Source organism: Clostridium sp. HMP27, assembly GCF_000765165.1.
Lineage (GTDB): Bacteria > Bacillota > Clostridia > Clostridiales > Clostridiaceae > Clostridium_AK.
In genome coordinates this window covers 13,240-33,112 of sequence record NZ_JMFY01000017.1, presented here as the reverse complement: position 1 = coordinate 33,112, position 19,873 = coordinate 13,240, and the positions used below count along the sequence as shown (strand labels likewise).

The 19,873-nt window shown below is 30.5% G+C and carries 15 protein-coding genes; 2 read left to right on the top strand and 13 right to left on the bottom strand.

Annotated features, from left to right (window positions below; translation table 11 throughout):
- Positions 1-3: 3 nt before the first annotated feature.
- The 4 genes from DP68_RS07905 to DP68_RS07890 form a co-directional block, all read right to left on the bottom strand.
- On the bottom strand, positions 4-1,848 hold the full coding sequence (locus tag DP68_RS07905; protein WP_035308220.1) for a nucleoside-diphosphate sugar epimerase/dehydratase: 1,845 nt from the start codon (positions 1,846-1,848) through the stop codon (positions 4-6).
- A 315-nt stretch (positions 1,849-2,163) separates the two neighbouring features.
- Positions 2,164-3,051 carry a UTP--glucose-1-phosphate uridylyltransferase GalU gene (galU, locus tag DP68_RS07900; RefSeq protein ID WP_035308218.1) on the bottom strand — a complete coding sequence of 296 codons (888 nt, stop codon included), beginning with the start codon at positions 3,049-3,051 and terminating at the stop codon, positions 2,164-2,166.
- A gap of 42 nt (positions 3,052-3,093) precedes the next feature.
- Entirely contained in the window at positions 3,094-4,170 is a 1,077-nt protein-coding gene (locus DP68_RS07895; protein WP_035308217.1) for a tetratricopeptide repeat protein, read from the bottom strand.
- A 20-nt stretch (positions 4,171-4,190) separates the two neighbouring features.
- Positions 4,191-5,924 carry a phospho-sugar mutase gene (locus tag DP68_RS07890; RefSeq protein ID WP_035308216.1) on the bottom strand — a complete coding sequence of 578 codons (1,734 nt, stop codon included), beginning with the start codon at positions 5,922-5,924 and terminating at the stop codon, positions 4,191-4,193.
- Positions 5,925-6,192: 268 nt separating this feature from the next.
- Between DP68_RS07890 and DP68_RS07885 the strand changes: the two genes are divergently transcribed.
- Positions 6,193-7,656 carry an aminotransferase class I/II-fold pyridoxal phosphate-dependent enzyme gene (locus DP68_RS07885; RefSeq protein ID WP_035308214.1) on the top strand — a complete coding sequence of 488 codons (1,464 nt, stop codon included), beginning with the start codon at positions 6,193-6,195 and terminating at the stop codon, positions 7,654-7,656.
- 39 nt (positions 7,657-7,695) lie between these two features.
- Here DP68_RS07885 and DP68_RS07880 read toward each other — a convergent pair whose 3' ends face one another.
- From DP68_RS07880 to DP68_RS07855, 6 genes are all read right to left on the bottom strand, one after another.
- Positions 7,696-8,502, bottom strand: a complete 807-nt coding sequence (locus DP68_RS07880) for a metallophosphoesterase (protein ID WP_291547925.1) — start codon at positions 8,500-8,502, stop codon at positions 7,696-7,698.
- 374 nt (positions 8,503-8,876) lie between these two features.
- Positions 8,877-11,237 carry an endonuclease MutS2 gene (locus DP68_RS07875; protein WP_035308210.1) on the bottom strand — a complete coding sequence of 787 codons (2,361 nt, stop codon included), beginning with the start codon at positions 11,235-11,237 and terminating at the stop codon, positions 8,877-8,879.
- Between the two features lie 21 nt (positions 11,238-11,258).
- A complete protein-coding gene (locus tag DP68_RS07870) occupies positions 11,259-13,613 on the bottom strand; it encodes a U32 family peptidase (RefSeq protein WP_035308208.1) in 2,355 nt (784 codons plus the stop codon).
- A gap of 173 nt (positions 13,614-13,786) precedes the next feature.
- The gene (locus tag DP68_RS07865; RefSeq protein WP_035308206.1) at positions 13,787-14,377 is read right to left on the bottom strand and encodes a DNRLRE domain-containing protein; all 591 of its coding nucleotides are present in this window, start codon (positions 14,375-14,377) and stop codon (positions 13,787-13,789) included.
- Positions 14,378-14,443: 66 nt separating this feature from the next.
- Positions 14,444-14,743: a hypothetical protein gene (locus DP68_RS07860; protein WP_035308204.1), complete on the bottom strand. Its 300-nt coding sequence runs from the start codon at positions 14,741-14,743 to the stop codon at positions 14,444-14,446.
- Between the two features lie 248 nt (positions 14,744-14,991).
- The gene (locus DP68_RS07855) at positions 14,992-15,519 is read right to left on the bottom strand and encodes a hypothetical protein (protein ID WP_035308202.1); all 528 of its coding nucleotides are present in this window, start codon (positions 15,517-15,519) and stop codon (positions 14,992-14,994) included.
- 523 nt (positions 15,520-16,042) lie between these two features.
- Between DP68_RS07855 and DP68_RS07845 the strand changes: the two genes are divergently transcribed.
- Positions 16,043-16,462 carry a hypothetical protein gene (locus tag DP68_RS07845; protein WP_035308198.1) on the top strand — a complete coding sequence of 140 codons (420 nt, stop codon included), beginning with the start codon at positions 16,043-16,045 and terminating at the stop codon, positions 16,460-16,462.
- A gap of 132 nt (positions 16,463-16,594) precedes the next feature.
- Here the strand turns inward: DP68_RS07845 and DP68_RS07840 are convergent, their stop codons facing one another.
- The 3 genes from DP68_RS07840 to DP68_RS07830 all read right to left on the bottom strand — a co-directional run bounded on the left by DP68_RS07840 (position 16,595) and on the right by DP68_RS07830 (position 19,854).
- Positions 16,595-17,608, bottom strand: a complete 1,014-nt coding sequence (locus DP68_RS07840) for a glycosyltransferase (RefSeq protein WP_035308196.1) — start codon at positions 17,606-17,608, stop codon at positions 16,595-16,597.
- 127 nt (positions 17,609-17,735) lie between these two features.
- A complete protein-coding gene (locus tag DP68_RS07835; RefSeq protein WP_035308194.1) occupies positions 17,736-18,008 on the bottom strand; it encodes a putative Se/S carrier-like protein in 273 nt (90 codons plus the stop codon).
- A gap of 700 nt (positions 18,009-18,708) precedes the next feature.
- Entirely contained in the window at positions 18,709-19,854 is a 1,146-nt protein-coding gene (locus DP68_RS07830; protein WP_035308192.1) for an aminotransferase class V-fold PLP-dependent enzyme, read from the bottom strand.
- Positions 19,855-19,873 lie beyond the last annotated feature (19 nt).

Below are 19,873 nucleotides of genomic sequence, written 5' to 3'. Positions count from 1 at the left end.
TTTTTAGTTATTTTTCTTTCTTTTATAAGTAGGAACCTTTTCTTCCATAAGCTTAAATATTTCTTCCTTACTCTTATGAATTACTTGTTTAAATTCTTCAATTGATTTTTCTATGAACTCGATACTATTACCTGTAGGTTTTTCTACAAATATTTTATCATGTTCAGTAGATGTTAAAGCTACTTCATCTATAAGTAGTTCTTCATACAGCTTTTCTCCTGGTCTTAATCCAGTATACTCTATTTTTATATCGAGTCCTGGTTGATACCCGGAAAGTTTTATTAAATCCTTAGCTAAATCTACTATTTTAACAGGTTCCCCCATGTCTAGTACAAATATTTCTCCACCCTTAGCCATACTTCCTGCTTGTATAACTAATTGGGCAGCTTCAGGTATAGTCATAAAGTATCTATTTATCTCTGGGTGTGTTACCGTAACAGGCCCTCCATGTGCTATTTGTTTCTTAAACAGCGGAATAACCGATCCATTGCTACCAAGTACATTCCCAAATCTTACAGCTACATATTCTGTATTACTTACAGTATCAAAAGCCTGAATTATTATCTCACAAAATCTTTTAGTTGCTCCCATTATATTTGTAGGATTCACTGCTTTATCTGTACTTATTTGTACAAATTTTTTAACTCCATAAATATGGCTAAATTTTGCAATATTATAAGTTCCTATAACGTTGTTTTTTATTGCTTCACCAGGATTGCTCTCCATTAGAGGAACATGCTTATGAGCCGCCGCGTGAAAAACAACATCTGGTTTATATTCCTCAAATATACTTTTAATTTTATTCTCATCTCTTATAGAAGCTATTAGAACTTCCTTATCCAAACCAGGATAATTATAATTTAACTCCATTTGTAAATCATATGCATTATTTTCATATATGTCCATTATAAGAAGTTTATTTGGATTAAATTTAGCTATTTGTCTGCATAATTCTGAACCAATGGAGCCTCCTCCACCTGTTACCAATATGACCTTGTCTTTTATATACTTATCTATATCCTTATTATTTAATCTTACTTCTTCTCTTCCAAGTAAATCTTCGATATTTACATCTCTTATCTTATTTACATTTACTTTTCCGTCTATTATTTCATAAATACCTGGTAAGGTTTTTAATTTAGCTGAAGTATTTTTGCATATATTTATTATTTTTCTCTTTGTTTCTATTTCCGTTGAAGGCATAGCAAAAATAATCTCTTCCACCTTATTTTCAGCGCATATCCTAACTATATCATTTCTCTCACCAATTACTTTAACTCCACTTATGTGCTTTCCTTGTTTAGATGAATCATCATCAATAAGTCCTACTATGTCATAATTTAGATAGTCACTCTTCTTTATTTCTTTTATAAGGAGTGCTGATGCATCACCAGCTCCTATAATAAGAAGCCTCTTTTTCTTTTCCTCACAGTTCTTATTAGTATTCATTTCATCTACTAATCTAAATATAAACCTGGTTCCCCCCAGTGAAACCACTGATAAAAGCCAAAATATTATATGAACTGTAAATGGAAATCTAAAATATCTGGTCTCTAGTATTTTATAATTTATGAAATAACTATATAGAATAAATATTACATTTGATAATGAAACTGAGTATATTATAGAAATAAGTTCTTCTATAGAAGCATACTTCCATATACTATCATACAAATGAAAAATCTTATTAAAGAACAATGTAATAATTATTACAGGCAGAAATGATAAGTAAAAAAACTCCACATATTCACTAGGAATTTTAAAATCCAACCTTAGGAGAAGAGCTATATATAACGATAAAATAAGCAACGCAATATCATAAAAAATTAATTTTTTGTCCTTTTGCACTTTAATCACATCCTATGTCAAAATTATTGAGATGTCTCATGTAAGTTAGCACATCTCATCCTATGAGATGTTTCCTTAATTATTTTACATCATTCAAAAAATTATTCAACTCTTAATATGCCCATATATTAAGAGTTTACCATATAAATAAAGAAATATATATAAATTTTTGCATAATATGATACAAAACCCCTTAATATGCAAATAAGCATATTAAGGGGTTTTACATAGCTTGTATCCATATTGATTTTTAGTAATTATCAAATATAATAAAATAATTTCTTTTACCCTTAGTTTATATTAGATTAATACTTTTCATAATAATTTCTTAAATTTTTCACTGTTTTTCAAGTTCAATAAATAATTCATAAATTTTTCTTTTAAGTCATCCCTTTTAAGTGCATATTCAACTGTGGCCTGTAAAAATCCTAATTTGTCTCCAACATCATATCTTTTTCCATTAAAACAATATGCGTACATGGCTTCTCCTGAAGATAATGATCTTAAGGCATCCGTTAGTTGAATTTCTCCACCCTTTCCAGGTTCGGTGTTTTCAAGTATTTCAAATATTTGAGGTGTTATTATATACCTTCCAAGTATTGCTATATTTGAGGGTGCCTCTTCTGTTCTAGGCTTTTCTACTAAATCTTTCACCTTATAAACTCTATCTTCTATATAATTTCCCTTTATGATACCATACTTATGAACATCATTTTGTGGGACTTCTTGTACGCCAAGTATTGTAGTCTTATATTCATTATAACAATCAATAAGCTGTTTTAAGCATGGAACGCTGCTATCTACCACATCATCACCAAGCATAACTGCAAAAGGTTCATTGCCGACAAAGGTTTTAGCACAGCCTATAGCATGTCCAAGTCCTTTTGGCTCTTTTTGTCTTATATAATATATATCTGCCATATTTGATATGTCATTTACCATGGAAAGTAATTCTTCTTTTCCTGTACTTTGTAATTGGTTTTCCAATTCTATAGACTTATCGAAATGGTCTTCTATGGCTCTTTTATTTCTACCTGTAATTATAAGTATCTCTTCTATACCTGATGCAACAGCTTCCTCAATTATATATTGTATAGTAGGTTTATCTACTATAGGAAGCATCTCCTTAGGTTGAGCTTTTGTAGCAGGAAGAAATCTTGTTCCAAGCCCTGCTGCAGGTATAATAGCTTTTTTTACTTTCATTACTCCATGTACTTCCTTTCCCTCTTGTGAAGGATAATTTAATTACATATCCTTAAATAAATTATCTATTTCTATTACAATTTCATCGTTAGGATTTAACTTTTTAGCTATATTCAAGTGAAGCTTTGCATCTTCTATTTTACCCGCATCTAAATAACACATTATAAGATTGGTGCAAATTTCTACAGACTTAGTAGCTTCAAAAGCTCTTCTTAGATAAATTATAGCTTTGTCAAAATCCCCCATAGATGCGTAATTTATTCCAAGCTCATTTACCACTTCAGGCATAGCACTATCTATGCTCAAAGCTTCATTTAAATAATAAATTGCTTTTTCATGAATTGATAAATTTCTATAACATACAGCTATATGATAGTATAAAACAGCATCATCATTAAATTCTGAAATAAGAGGCACTAATAGCTTTAATGCTTGAGCTGGATCTTCATAAGAAAGCTTTTTCCCTTTCTCATACTCAACTATATTCTTAAGTGAAAGCTTTAAATCTATAATATCAGCATTTTCTTCTCCACCTCTAGAAATATAGTTATTTAATGCAAATAATGCACCTTCGTAGTCCTTTTCATCTCTTTTTAAAAGTGCTTCATATAAATAAGTAATTGAAAGTTCTTCTAAGATCTCCTTAGTTTTATCGAGTACTTCTTTTTCCTCTTCTATATATTCCTTATCTAAGTTTCTTAATTTATCTGCTAGAATTATTAATTTACTGTAATTTTCCTCATTTTCTTCAACTTGAACTAAGCCTTTTAATAATATATATGCATCTTCAAAATTATTATTTTCTACAGCCTTGTATATCTTGCCCTTAACAAAATTTATGCCCTCATCAAAATTTAATAATATGGTTTTATATATATTATTAAACTTGAAATTATTATCTGCCCCCATTACAAAACACATAGCTTCTAAGAAATATATAACAGGAATTGAATCTACATTCTGGCCTGACTTAACCTTATCTATAATATCTTGAGCTTTTATAGGCATATAGACATTGTCTTCTATATTCATATTAAATATATTGCTTAATCTTTCATTGTTTACTTCTAAAAATAGTATATTTGTTAGCTTGTCGGAAAAACGAGATTGTATACCCATAAACGTTACCTCCTAATATGTTATAAGGTTTGAGCACTATTTACTATATCCATTACATTCTTTTCAAAATCTTTTATTTTTGTTTCAGCTTTTTCCATGCTTTTTTCTTTAACTGATAAATACACTTTCATCTTTGGTTCAGTTCCAGAAGGTCTTACCACAAACCAAGAGCCATCCTCTAATATAAATTTTAAAACATTCGATTTAGGCAGGTCAATGGTAGTTTCTTGAATATTCACAATATCCTTTTCTATTCCAAGCTTATAATCGGCCTTTTTAACTATTTTTACTCCTGCTATAGCTGGATTCATAGAATGTCTTAAATATTGAAGTATTTTTTCTATGTCTTCCTGGCCTTCCTTTCCAACAAAATCCATAGATATTAAGCTCTCTTTGAAATATCCATATTTATCATAAAGTTTAATTAATCCTTCATATAAGCTTAAACCTTGCTCTTTGTAATATAAAGTCATCTCACATATAAGTGCTGCTGCAATTACTGCATCTTTATCCCTTACAAAATCTCCTGCAAGATAACCGTAACTTTCTTCAAATCCAAATATATAGCTAAACTTTTTGCTTTCTTCAAATTCCTTTATCTTTTCCCCTATATACTTAAATCCAGTTAGCACACTCATTACAGTGATATCAAAATCCTTTGCAATTTCCTCAATCATATCTGTTGTAACAATGGTCTTTATTACAGTTCCATTGGAAGGCAATTCATTAAGTTCCTTTAATGATGAAAGCATGTAATGAGATAAAAGTAGTCCTACTTGGTTCCCAGTAAGAACTTTATACTCTCCCTTATTATCTTTTACTACAGCTCCTATTCTATCACAATCTGGGTCTGTTCCAAAAATAATATCTGCATTTATTTCTTCTGCCATAGTTAATGCAATATCAAATACTTCCTTTTTTTCCGGATTTGGATAAGGTGCAGTTGGGAAAGTTCCATCTGGAGCTTCCTGCTCTTTTACCACATGTACATTTGTATATCCTAATTCACTTAATACCCTTCTAACTGGAATATTTCCAGAACCATGAAGAGGCGTATATATAATTTTTAAATCTTTAGCCTTTTCCTTAACTAAATTTTTTCTTATAGTTAACGCCTTTACCTTTTCATAATAGGTTTTATCTACTTCTTCTCCTATTATGTTTATAATGTGATTTTTAACTCCTTCGTTAAAATCCATCTTTTTTATTAGTGAAAAATCATCTACATTTTCTATAGAGTTAAGTATATACTTTGCCTTTTCATCAGTTATCTGTCCTCCATCTTCCCCATATACCTTATATCCGTTATATGCTTTAGGATTATGAGAAGCTGTTACACATATGCCAGCACTACAATTTAAATGTCTTGTAGTATAAGAAAGCATTGGAGTTGGCCTTAAAGAATCAAATATATATACCTTTATCCCATTAGCTGCTAAAACCCCTGCTGCTGCTTCTGCAAATTCTCTAGACATTATTCTTGAATCGTGTGCAATTGCTACAGACTTATCTTCTGTATAATTTGAATTCAAGTAATTAGCAAGACCTTGTGTAGCTTTACCTACAGTATATATATTCATTCTATTTGTCCCTGCACCTATTATACCCCTAAGTCCACCAGTACCAAACTCTAATTCCCTATAAAATCTATCCTCTAAATCCTTTTCATCTCTAATATCTCTTAATTCTTTCTTTGTGTTTTCATCTATGTAATCAGAATCAATCCATAGATTATACTTGTCTACATATGACATAGTTACCCTCTCCCTTATGTAAATTTAAAGTATTTATAAAAATAATTATACTACTCTCTTATTTTAAAAATCTACTTTATACCTGAAGTAATTGTATATATATTTTACCATATAAATTCCAAATTGACACAGTAAAATATTTTTCAATTTATATTGCATTTACCTATCATTTACCTTATAATGATATTGTTTTATAAAAAATCCACGGAAACCATTGAATTGACATAGTTTCACGGGTGTAATTTTGTGAAAGAAGGTGCTTATCAAGGTGTATAAATTAGATCAAAATGAAACTCCTTTATTCGACGCATTAATGGAGTATGTTAATAGAGAGACAATTCCTTTTCACGTTCCTGGTCACAAAAAGGGCATAGGTATGGATGAGGAATTTAAAAATTTTATAGGGATAAATCCATTTAAAATAGATGTAACTGTTTTTAAATTAGTGGATAGCCTACATCATTCTACAGGCCCTATAAAAAAGGCACAGGAATTAGCTGCAGATGCCTATGGCGCTGATGCAACGTTTTTTTCTATCCATGGAACTTCTGGTGCTATCCAAGCCATGATTATGTCTGTAGTAAAATCTGGGGACAAAATATTAATTCCTAGAAATGTTCATAAATCTGTAACTGCAGGTATAATTTTAAGTGGAGCGACTCCAGTTTATATGCAACCAGAGTTAGATAAAACTGTTGGAATAGCACATGGTGTTACTCCTGAAACAGTAGAAAAAACCCTTAAAGCGCATCCAGATGCCAAAGCAGTACTTATTATAAATCCAACTTATTATGGAGTGGCTACAGATATTAAAAAAATAGCTGATATAGTTCATAGCTATGACATTCCATTAATAGTAGATGAAGCTCATGGGCCTCACTTAGGATTTAATGAAAAGTTACCTATGTCTGCAATTGAAGCTGGAGCTGATATATGTGCTCAAAGTACACATAAAATAATTGGTGCATTAACTCAATGTTCACTACTACAAGTACGTTCCAAAAGAGTAGACACTCACAGAGTTAAACAACAATTAAACTTACTTCAAACTACATCGCCTTCTTATATATTAATGGCTTCACTTGATTGTGCTAGACGACAAATTGCTCTACATGGACGTGAGCTATTAGATAATACCATTGAACTTGCAAATTATGCCCGTGAAGAAATAAATAAAATTCCAGGATTCTACTGCTTCGGATGTGAAATTTTAAATAAGCCTGGTGCATTTGCATTAGATCCTACAAAAATAACTATTACTTGTAGAGATTTAGGCATAACAGGATATGATTTAGATATGATACTTTCAAATAAGTACCACATTCAAGTAGAACTATCAGATTTATATAATGTACTTGCTGTAGGTTCCTTTGGAGATACTAAAGAAAGTATAAATGCACTTTTAAATGCTTTAAAAGAAATAAGTGAAGACTACTATGGAAAAGGAGAAGTAAAATCTGACTTCATAGATATTCCATCTATTCCAAGACAGGAGTTAAATCCAAGGGAAGCATTTAATAGTGACAAAGTTTCTCTTCCATTAAAGCAAAGTATAGGAGAAGTTAGCGGAGAATTTCTAATGGCTTATCCACCAGGAATTCCTATATTATGCCCTGGAGAAGTTATAACTAAAGAAATAATAGAATACGTTCAAAGGCTTAAAGATACCGGATTATACGTTCAGGGTACTGAAGATCCTGAAGTTAATTATATAAAAGTTGTAAATCTGTAAATAATAGAGGTGCTGTCCTAAAGTGATCTTCTAAATCATTTAGGACAGCACCTTAGTAAATATCCACTTCTTCTCTTTAATGTCTCTCCCCTTAATAGTAACATTATTACCCTTCACTTCAACATACACACCTTTAATATAGCGTTCACTTCTCCTGCCATTTTTACTGTTTGCATCATTAATAATAGTATAATGAACTGCCCCCGTATTAACTATTGTAAATGGCATATTTAAAATTACACTGTTTTCATTTAAATCACTATGACTATGAGATGAAAATAATATTACTTCTGGATATTGTGATAATATTTCTTTAATTTGTTCACTTTGCTTAACACCAATCCATCCTACATTACCATAATCTAATGGCTGGTGAAGAAATACAAATATTGGCCTTCCTTTTTGATAATTTGCACCAAGCTTTTCCTCAAACCATTTTAACTGTTTATCTGATATAAATGCTGTCATAGAATTTAATGTTTCAGAGTTGCCATCCTCAGAACCTAATGATATAAAATGATAACCTCTTACCCATGTATCATGATATACATTACTCTCCCCAGCAAATTCAAGATACCTATTTATAAAGCCTTGAACTTGCTCTGGTGAATTAATGCTAATATCATACTCAAAAAACTCATGGTTACCAATATTTTTGATAATTGCTTTAGGCAGTAATTTCTTATTTTTATTTAATACATTTTTTATTGATTTATACTGCCTATCTGAACCTTGATCTACAATATCACCATTTAATATTAATACATCCATATTAGAGTTTATCTTATATAAGTCCTTGATAGCCTTTTTAAGACTACCAGTGTTTTCATGGATATCTCCTAACACAGCAAAAGCAAGGTCTACATCTGAGGACCCTTTTGCTGCCGATTCAACGATATTTTTAGATTTATATATGTATATGGATAATATTGTAATTAAAAAAATTACTGTAAATGTAATAATTATTAATTTAATCTTTTTAATTTCTATCCCCTCTGCTTTATAAATGATTTTTTAATTGCTTATATCTTTCCCACTTCAGCTGTATAATAAAACCTAAATCTAAAGATTATTTCTTATGTTAATAGATGATGCCAGTAATTGTATGGTTATAGAAGTGTTTAATGTATTACATTTAGAGGGAATTGAAGAAGATAAAATTAAGGTAAGCATATCAGATATGCTTACCTCTTAACTTGCCACTTGCCATGTGGGTGGCACTATTTTAGTTCTGCAATTGTTGCTCCTTCTCCGCCTTCTCCATATGCTCCTATTCTATAAGTTTTTACATGAGGATGGCGCTTTAACATATCATGTATAGCTTTTCTGAGAATCCCGGTACCTTTTCCATGTATGACTGTTACTGATCCAAGACCTGCCATATATGCTTCATCCAAATATTTATCAGTATTATAAACCGCTTCTTCTGCATCTAATCCTCTCAAATCTATGGATGATTCTACACTTCTTAAGTTCAATTTAGCTTCTCTCTTTTTAATTTTCTTTTCTTCTCTACTTACTCCATTAGCTGCCCTTAAGTCCTTTACCTTTACGCTTATTTTCATTATACCAGCTTGAACTTGAACTTCTCCCCTATTATCAGGCTTTGTAAGTATAATAACTTTTTGATTTAATGAAGGTAGGAAAACTTCTTCTCCAACATTTACGGTTTTTAATTCTTGCCCTTCATCCTTTTTAGTAGCTTCTTCCATGCTATCTAACTGGTCCATTTTATTTTTAAGCTTTGCTCTTTCACTTTCAAGCTTTTGTCTTGCATCAGAAGAGTAACCCATTCTCTCTAATTCTCTTATATTTTTAAGTATAGTATCTGCTTCTTCTTTAGCTTCTCTTAATATATTTTTTCCTTCTCTTTGAGCTTCTCTTAAGGCCTTTTCTCTAGTTCTATCTACAGTATTTAATTTTTCTTCGTACTTTTCTTTTAAATTTTCAGCTTGAATTTTTAATATTTCAGCCTTACGTGCATCTTCTGCAGCTTTTATACTTTTTTCTTGGAGACTTTGAATCAAATCTTCAAATCTTAAACTATCACTAGAAATGCTTTCTTTAGCATCATCTATTATATAATTAGGAAGTCCCAGTCTTTTAGATATTTCGAATGCATTTGATTTTCCTGGAACACCTATTAAAAGTCTATAGGTTGGTCTTAAAGTTTCCACATTAAACTCCACAGAAGCATTCTCTACTCCTGAAGTTTTAAGCGCATATCCCTTAATCTCGCTATAATGAGTAGTTGCTACTACTTTGGTTTTTCTCTTTCTTAAATTTTCAAGTATAGCTACAGCAAGAGCTGCTCCCTCTGTAGGGTCTGTACCAGCCCCCAATTCATCAAATAATGCTAAGGAATTTTCATCTGCCTCATCCATAATCTTTACTATATTTGTCATATGAGATGAAAACGTAGATAAGCTTTGTTCAATACTTTGCTCATCACCTATATCTGCAAATATTTCCTTAAAGAAGCTTACTGTAGAATTTTCCTTTGCAGGTATCATAAGACCGCTTAATGCCATTATATGAAGAAGTCCTACAGTTTTTAAAGTAACAGTTTTCCCTCCTGTGTTAGGTCCTGTAACTATAAGTGATGTGAAATCTTTTCCTAAATATATATCATTATATACCACTACTTTAGGATCTATTAAAGGATGTCTTGATTCTATTATATCTATTACTCCATCATCATTTACATGAGGACGAGTTGCATTCATATTACTTCCAAACTTAGCTTTTGCAAATATAAAATCCAGTTCCCAAACTATCTCTGCATTATTTTTAACAGCAAAAATATTATCATATACTTTTCCTGAAAGCTCTTGAAGTATTCTTTCTATTTCGGCCTTTTCCTTTAGCATCAGTTCTTTTATTTCATTATTTAAGTTAACTAAGCTCATAGGTTCTATAAAGAGCGTTGCTCCAGATGAGCTTTGATCATGAACAAGACCTGGTACCGCTCCCTTGTGCTCTGCTTTTACAGGAAGCACATATCTATCTCCTCTAATGGTATATAAGCTCTCTTGAAGATGGTCTGAATGTGCTCTCATAAGTGAATTTACTTTATCTCTTATAGAAGCATTTTTATCTTTTAAAGTTCTTCTTATATTATAAAGAGTTGAACTTGCCTTATCTGATATCTCTTCTTCCCCTATGATTGCATTAAATATTTCATCCTCGAGACTCTTAAGAGGTACAATTCCTTCGCAGATGCTTTCAATAACTCTGTAGCTTTCTTCTTCTTCCTTGTGAGATACATAATCTTTAAATCTTCTTGCACTTCTAAGAAGTGCTGCAATTCTTAAAAGCTGTCCTGGTAAAAGTACAGAACCCTTTTCAGCTCTATTTATACCTTCTCGTACATCATGTACTCCTTCAAAGGGAGGAGTGCCCTTTTTCGTTAAAAGCATCAATGCTTCATGAGTTTCCTCAAGATGCTCTTGAACTTCATATAAACTTTTATAAGGCTCTAATTTTTCGATTAAATCTTTACCTGCTCCAGTTACTGCATAATTCTTAATCATTTCTCTTATTTTATTAAATTCTAATACTCTAAGTGCTCTTTCGTTCATTTCTTAAAACCACCTTATTATTTACTCTACGCCTCTTTTAAAATGTCCCCTTGTGTAATTTTCAAATCCTTCATTCCACTGCCTATCTTGAAGCGCCTTAATTATTTTTACAGTTTCGTCGTAACTTTCATCTGTAAAATCTATTCTCATACTATTTATATTTAACTTTTCTAATTCTTTAATATTAGGTACTAAATTTAATGGAACAGAATTTAATATATAGCTTCTGCAAAATTTATCCGTATAAACTGGGAATTTATTGTCCATTCTATCTATTAATTTAAAATTACCTCTTTCACAGTAATTGTTGCACTGCTTAGAATCACACTTTCCACCATAAGTACTTCCTATAGGACAATATTCACTTACCATAACTTCTATCCTTCCATATACAAGCATTTGAAGTCCTGAGCTTATCCTTTTACTTAAAGAAGATATTTCCTTTTTATTAAGTTCTACACTAATCAAACTTTCACTTATAGCCTTATTAAAGAATTCCAGTGAGTAACTATTAAATATATTTAATTTATAATCTCCAATTATAGGAAGAATACTATTAAATTTATTTATTATTCCAAGATTGGCAGTTACAATTCCCTTTATATTTTTCAGGTTATCATTAATATACCTTTCTACATAATTAAATTCTTCCTTAATTATGTTTGGGGCCTTTAAATAAATATTTACCTCTTCTTGTAAAAGCCTATCTATACTAAGTTTGCTGTTTCTTATGAAAGGATTAAATATTATATCTTTTTCACCAAGTTCTTTTAAAGCCTTTAACTGCTCCACAGTTGTTATATAAAACATCTTTTCTGGTACTTCAGTTTTTACATAATCATAACTTGACTCTTTAAAACTTCTTTCATTGAGCTTTTTATTTTCATTATAGGAATTTATGATTTCATTATTTATTGCTTCTGTAAGCTTTCTTCTCACCTCATTAATAGAGGATACAGGCAAAAATCCCTCTTCAAACATATTAAACTTTATATTATTAAATTCAAAAGGGGTATCTCCTGTCTTACTTAAGTTTTCTATAATTTTTTCTTCAGCTATCGGTCTTTTTATTGCCTGTTGAACTTCTTCACCCTTTATTATAACTTCCTTATTATTTATATTAGCATATAGTGTTATAGGCTTTTTAACCTTGAAGTCTATACTAATATCTACAGATATTTTTCTTCTGTAATGATTTTTATAATATTCTTCATAACTTGCCATTAGCTCGTTATCTAAGGTTTTATATATTTCATCTCCTGAATTATAGTTTTGAGGTAAAAGTGTTACTATATCTCCTTTATAAGCCTTTTCTACTTCTTTGCCCTTTACTATAAGCTTATTTATAATAAATCCTTTATCGTTAATTCTTACCCCATCTTTTATGGCTATATTTTGTTCAAGTTTTATGGATTTATTACTGCTTACTTTTCCTAAAAAAACTCCAGTGTTTTTAGGAAAGGAATAAGACATCATATCCTTTCCTACATTCCCATAAAGATAAGCCTTGGAAAATCCTTCTCTATTAAATAACTGAAGAAGTTTATTATATTCTTCTTCAAATTTAAATTCTTCATTATTATATATACTATCTATTGCTCTTCTATAAATACTTACTACCCCTGCTACATATTCCGGCCTTTTCATTCTTCCTTCTATTTTAAGTGAGGTTACACCACTATTTACTATATCTTTTATGTCATTTAAAGTACATATATCCTTAGGACTTAATAAATATCCTTGCTTGGTTTTTTCATTCCCTTCTTCTTCTAACTTATATGGAAGCCTGCAAGGTTGGGCACACCTTCCTCTGTTTCCGCTTCTTCCTCCTATAAGGCTACTCATAAGACATTGACCAGAATAACATATGCATAATGCTCCATGAACAAATATTTCAATATCAGCACCTAACTCATTTGAAATATGTGTTATTTCTTTTAAAGAAAGCTCCCTGGAAAGCACTATCCTCTTAAAATTATGTTTTTTAAGAAATTCTGCTCCCTCTAGATTATGTACTGTCATTTGAGTGGATGCATGCAGTTCCATTTCAGGTACATGCTTATTTATTAAGCTTACAAGACCTAAATCCTGAATTATAAGCGCATCTACTCCAATATTATATAAAAACTTTACATATTCAAGTGCTTCTAAAACTTCATCTTCTTTAAGAAGCGTATTTACTGTAACAAATACTCTAACTCCATATAAGTGGCAGTACTTTACTACATTTTTCATATTTTCTTCATCAAAATTTGAGGCATAAGCTCTAGCTGAAAACTTACTTCCTCCTAAATATATAGCATCAGCCCCCGCCTGTACTGCAGCTACTAAACTATCCATGTCTCCTGCTGGAGCTAATAATTCTATTTTATTCATTTTCATCTCTCCCATTTGAAATCCTAAGGTTTATTATACAATAATTAACTATAGTAGTTAAGGATATTTTTATATAAGTTATTATTCCCCATGTAAATAATAACTTATAGATAATAATTAATATAGTTTTTCAATAAAATAAATTAGCTATTAATCATCATATTAATAGCTAATTAGGAATTTTCTTTATTAATAGGAGGCAATATATAATACTTACAAGAAATAGGAATTGTTTTTATACAATAATTATTTAAATTATTTCTAAAGTGTATTCTTAAAAATGGGACAAGATATTTATCATTGTTTAGAGCTGAGCCATAGGTAATTACTTGCTCACTATCACTATCTGCAAATATAGTTAATCCTTTGTTAGATAAATTATTATTTATCCACTGCATAACTATTGGAGTTATATTAATTTGTGAGTATATTTCATCTTTACGTATTGAAAATACTATTCCTAATGAAGATTCATAATTAGGCCTATTATAATAATTCGTATAGGTACTAAAGTCTTCCAAAAGAGGGCATACCCAGTAATAATTATCAGACTGATATACTGAATTACCTGTTTTAAATAATACAATTTCAGCAGAACAAACCTCCATATATGCTGAACTAATCGGTAACTCAAAATATAAATAACTTATATAATCATATTTTTTACTCTTACCTACAGTTATAATATTACTTCTTATATTTTTTTTGGCATAATTATTTAATACTGTTAGGCTTTTAGATGAAGGTATCTCTATTGATGGCAAATTAAACGCCTCCCTTATTTGGGGTTTTGGAGTACAATAGTACTCCAAAACCGTTTTATATTAACATTATGGTGTTGGTGTTTCTACATAAAGATAGGATGCATATGCTTTTACTTCTACAGTATCTGCAGCTCCTATAGTTGGATCTATAGCAATATTAAAAATATCAGAACCTGTCCATGCGCCAGAGTTATATTGTCTAGAAGCAAAATAATGTTCTTTTGCTCCTCCATCTCTTGTAACAAGTGCATCAACTAAAACATTTACTTTAAAAGTTACATCAAATGTTGTTGTAACTGTAGCAACTACTTCACTACCATCATTAATTTGGGTTATTACTGGGGCCTCATTATAATTAAAAGCCATAACTTTACATCTCCACTTTTCTAAATTTAAGAGTAACTTTCATTGTTACTCTCACTATAATATATGAATCTAGTTCTAACTTGTGATAACTTTATAACAATATTGATAAACTTTTATTATATAACAATGAAATTATATATAATTTACGTACAATCTTTTTTAAGTAACCATAAAGGCTGATGACAAAATATATTTGTCACCAGCCTAGAATTTAGCTTAATTTGTAATTTATTAATTATACTTTTTAATTACTCTTCAAACTGTGAAAGTTTAATTCCTCTGTTTGGTGGTTGTAGTACACATGTTGGCCCAAGTATTGATCTTAAATCGCATCCACCGCCACTTTGCTCACTGCCACCTTTTATAGCAGCATCTACTAAACCTGATACATAGCATCCTTCTAAAACAAAATCAAATGTTCCAAATATTTGTCCTTGTCCGTTAGTAAAAGGTAAATCTGTTGCTTCACTTAAAGCATCCCATTTTATTCTACGTAGTACTGGAGGATTGGTAAGGCAATTTCCATTTGGTTCTCCAATTACTATATCTAAAGTTGAAGCTTGTGCTACAGGAACAGTTGTACCATTTTTAGAAACTTCTAATACATTATGATTTTCACAAAGTTCTACTTCTAAATGACTGAGTGCAGCACCAGTGGTGTCTCCAGTTTTTGTTAATACATAAACCCAGGTTTGTTCAAATCTATTTTCAGCAGCATTAAATTCACATTGAGGTGAACCTGGCGCTAGAGCTAGGCTATAGTTAAGGGTAGCCATATATATCACTCCTACTTATTTTATTTATTAGCTGATTTACTAAATTGCTCCCTACTGTATTATATTAAACCTTATATATATTGGTACATTATAAGAAACTATTTTTTAATATACTGTTAAGAAATTTAGTGGCAAAATTATTGCTGTATCATATTATTATATTAGATAGTTTGAATTAATTCTTAGGGGTGTATATATTGAATGCAAAATTACATGGGAACTCTTGCTTTGTATGCTCAGAACCTATAATAGTTAACCCCTGTGAAAGTTGTAAAAATGTTGAACTTCACATAAAAATGCCTCCTTATCCAAAGCCAATTAAGCCCTGTAAATTTAATTACAAAGCACTAGTTATTTTAATATTTATTTTACTTTTATATAGGTGCTGCTGCTATCCAACAAATTGTAATAATAGATATTATTAAAGACATATCAAAAATTAACATTATTCTAGTTAATTTAAAAAATGCTGTACTTATAGTTTAAATACTATAAAATTTAAAACATTAGGAGTGAATTTATAATGGCATTAGTTTGTAGTGAACAAGTCCCTGTTCAAAATTGTCAATTGTGTGCAGAAATAAATATTACCCAACCTGTTGTGCTAAATTCTGGTATATTAATAAATGTAACCGCTACTGTAGCAAATGTATGTGTAGGTAGCACATTATCTGTAGGAGCTATTCTTTGCGAAAAATTTGATACAGATGATATTCCTGGCTTTGATACCTGTAGAGCAATAGCTACTCAAGTTATAGAAGAAGTAGTAACTGCAGATGAAGGCGTAATTTGTACAACTGTAACCAGAAACTTTACCTTCCTAATTGCTGATGAGTGCAGGCCTGATGGCAGTGCAAGAGAATTTGCAGCTGCAGTTTCTGCTCATTATGTAATAGATTGTCCATGTCCTTGCGAAAATTGTCCAGAAGAAGTTATTGGATAAGCATAACTTAATAAAATTATAAATCTAAATACGCAAAGCTTTTTGCAACAATTTTTAATATTTAATTGCTAAAACTAAATGTTGCAGAAGTTTAGTATAAATAAACTTCTGCAACTATATGTTAAAAATCTACTAAGGATTTTCTGTAAATCCCTTGGTTTTTTTTATTTTTAAATAGTTTTGATATAAATTTTTAGCAGACTTTTCCCAGCTATAGTTTTGTATTACATAGGATTTTAGATTTCTATCTTTTTTCTTTTTTAGTCCAATCTCCAATTCCTTCAATATACTATCAGAGCAATAAGGATTGCAATAGTTTACGATATCCTTAAAATATTCTATAGAACTCCCTTCTTCTGTGGAAAGGATATTACATCCACTGACTGCTGCTTCAAGACAATATATAGGAACGATTTCTGCAAAAGATGAATTTACGTATAATTTTGCAAACTTATAAGCATTATACCTATCGTATTCATCCATATCTCCTAAATACAGTACATTTTTAAATGTCGTAATTTTATTCAAATATTCCTTATCTCTTACACTTCCCGTAAGAACAAGCTTCATCTCTAGCTTATCACATGCTTCTGCAAGGGCTATTTGATTATTTTTTTTATTTATTCTTCCCACTGATACGACGTAATTATCTAAGTTATATCTATCCTTAAAATTATAAAGAGGAATTTCATCATTTGGTATATCCACTCCTATATTAATCACACTGCATTGTATAAATTTACCGAATTCTTTTCTTATAAATTCTTCTTCCATTAAACTATTTGGAAAAACCATACTACATCCTTTTAATATTTTCTGCCTATATACCTTACTTTTATCCCACAACTTAATTCCTTCTAAATCATTAATGTAATTATAATATTTATTTTGATCCCAATATAATGGTGAAATAACTATTTTCTTTTTATAGTATCTTGCAGTTTTATAATACTTATATATTTCTCCTGTGATTTTCAAATTAAATAAATGAACTATATCATAACTTGAATAATCGTCTACTTGACCATAATTTACATCTACCTCTACACCAATTTTGTTTAAATACTTTTTTATTTTTAAAGCCTGCATAGAGTCTTCTCCAAAATTTCTGTAATAATCATTTCTCATGCAGAACAAAACTTTCATCAAAATATCCCCCTCGTAATTTATACTTATATGATTTATAAATTTGTTGTTCTTTAGATTATTATTATGCATATGAAAAGATGAATATGAAAAAGAAATTCAGACTAAGCTGAATTTCTATAAAATATTATTCTACTTTAACATACTTATACTTTTTATTTTCAATAATCCTTTCATATATACCATTTATTGTAATATTGTACTTTTGTGCTTGCTCCTTTATTATATCAAATTGCTCTCTGCTGCATTTTATTGATCTAGTACATCCCTTAGAAAGCCTGCAAGGAGTTGCCATAATTTCCACATTAACTCCAAGCTCTATTAATTTCTTATATAAAAATGCACCTCTATTGCTGGATGCAATAATTACAATAAAATTTCTATCATTAAAAGAATTCATATAAAATTCAACTCCCACCATTAAAGTAAATAATAACCTACTATTAGTTATTATTTCTTAATAGCAGTATATGATAATTTTTTACAAATGTACTATAAAAGGAAATTACGACATTTTTAATGTTGAGCAGGTTGTATGGGATTTGCATTTAGGAAAGCGTTCGCTACGCAGAAAAGCTCTAATATTTCCTCCTTTTAAGGCGCCTAAGCCTTCTAAACTCGACTATAGCTCAAACAGTAGAAGGCTCTATACGGCGCCTTAAAATCAGAAATAAAGAGCTTTTAATTGCTTGCTCAATGCTTTCTACAATGCAAATTCCATACTTCTGTTAAACATCAAAAATATCACTCAGGCTCGCTGACTGAAGGAAGGAATTTCGCTTTAGTGAAAGTTCCTTTCAATAAATTGACACTTATCAAAGGGCTGGTAAGCCCAAAGACCGATAGGTCGTAAAATACTAATGATTCTATTAATGATCTGGAGCATAGAATTTTCATCGTAGAAGGCATTGAATGAGCCTTAGAACGGCTTTATTTATAAATTTAAAATACCGTCAAGAGCCGCCTACTGTTTGAGCAACAGCGAGTTTAGACGGCTTAGGGATTTTAAATTTATAAATATTAGCTGTTCTCAGCGAAACGAACGCCTTCCTGGATAAAAACTCCATACGACTCAGAGCATTAAAAACGTCGTACTATTTCTAAACATTGCCTTTATATATTTCTTGTATCGCCTTCACTACTTCTTCCATTTCCTCATAGGTATTAAAATACCCTGGGCTAAGCCTCACAGTACCAGTTTTCGATGTACCTATTATAGGATGTATAAGTGCAGCGCAATGGTATCCTGTTCGTACTGCAATACCCTTTTTATTTAATAAATACCCAACTTCTGAACTGTCCATGTTATCTATATTTATAGAAATAACTGCAGATCTTTTTTCTGTGAATTCTGATCCGTATATTTTTACATAGGGCATCTTTTTAAATTCCTCTAAAAGATATTGTATAAGCCCCTCTTCATGTTTTTGAATATTTCTTCTTCCGATTTTCTGGATAAACTTAACCCCTTCACATAATCCTGCAATTCCAGGAACATTAAGAGTTCCACTTTCAAATTTGTCCGGTAAAAAATCTGGCTGAGTCATAGATATAGAGTTACTTCCTGTTCCGCCTTCCTTAAAATTAGTCATAGATATACCATCTCTTATAAATAATCCACCGGTGCCTTGAGGGCCCATCAGCCCCTTATGACCTGGAAAAGCCAGCAAGTCTATATTATATTTTTCTACATCAATATTAATAGTTCCAGCACTTTGAGAGGCATCTACCATAAATAATATGCCTGCATCTCTTGCAATCTTTCCAATAGTATTTATATATTGCAGAGTTCCTAATACATTTGAAGCATGATTTACAACTATAAGCTTTGTATTTTTTTGTATTTCTTTTTTCAAATTATTTATATTTAACTTTCCATAATTGTCTACTGCGAGCAATGTTACTTTAACACCCTTTTTACTTAAGCTATTTAGTGGTCTTAAAACTGAATTATGCTCTATTACAGTACTTATGACATGATCTCCAGGTTTTAACACTCCTTTTATTCCTATATTTAATCCTTCAGTCGCATTACTTGTAAATATCATATTAAAAGGACTCGTTATATTAAAAAAATCGCTTAGTATTTCTCTTGTTTCAGATACCTTGGTTGAAGACTCTAATGCCATAGTATGTGTACTTCGTCCTGGATTTGCTGCATAGTTTCTCATGCAGTTTAATGTTTCATTATAAACCTCTTCTGGTTTTGGAAAAGAGGTCGCTGCATTATCTATATAAATGCTCATACTCATCCTCAACTTTCAA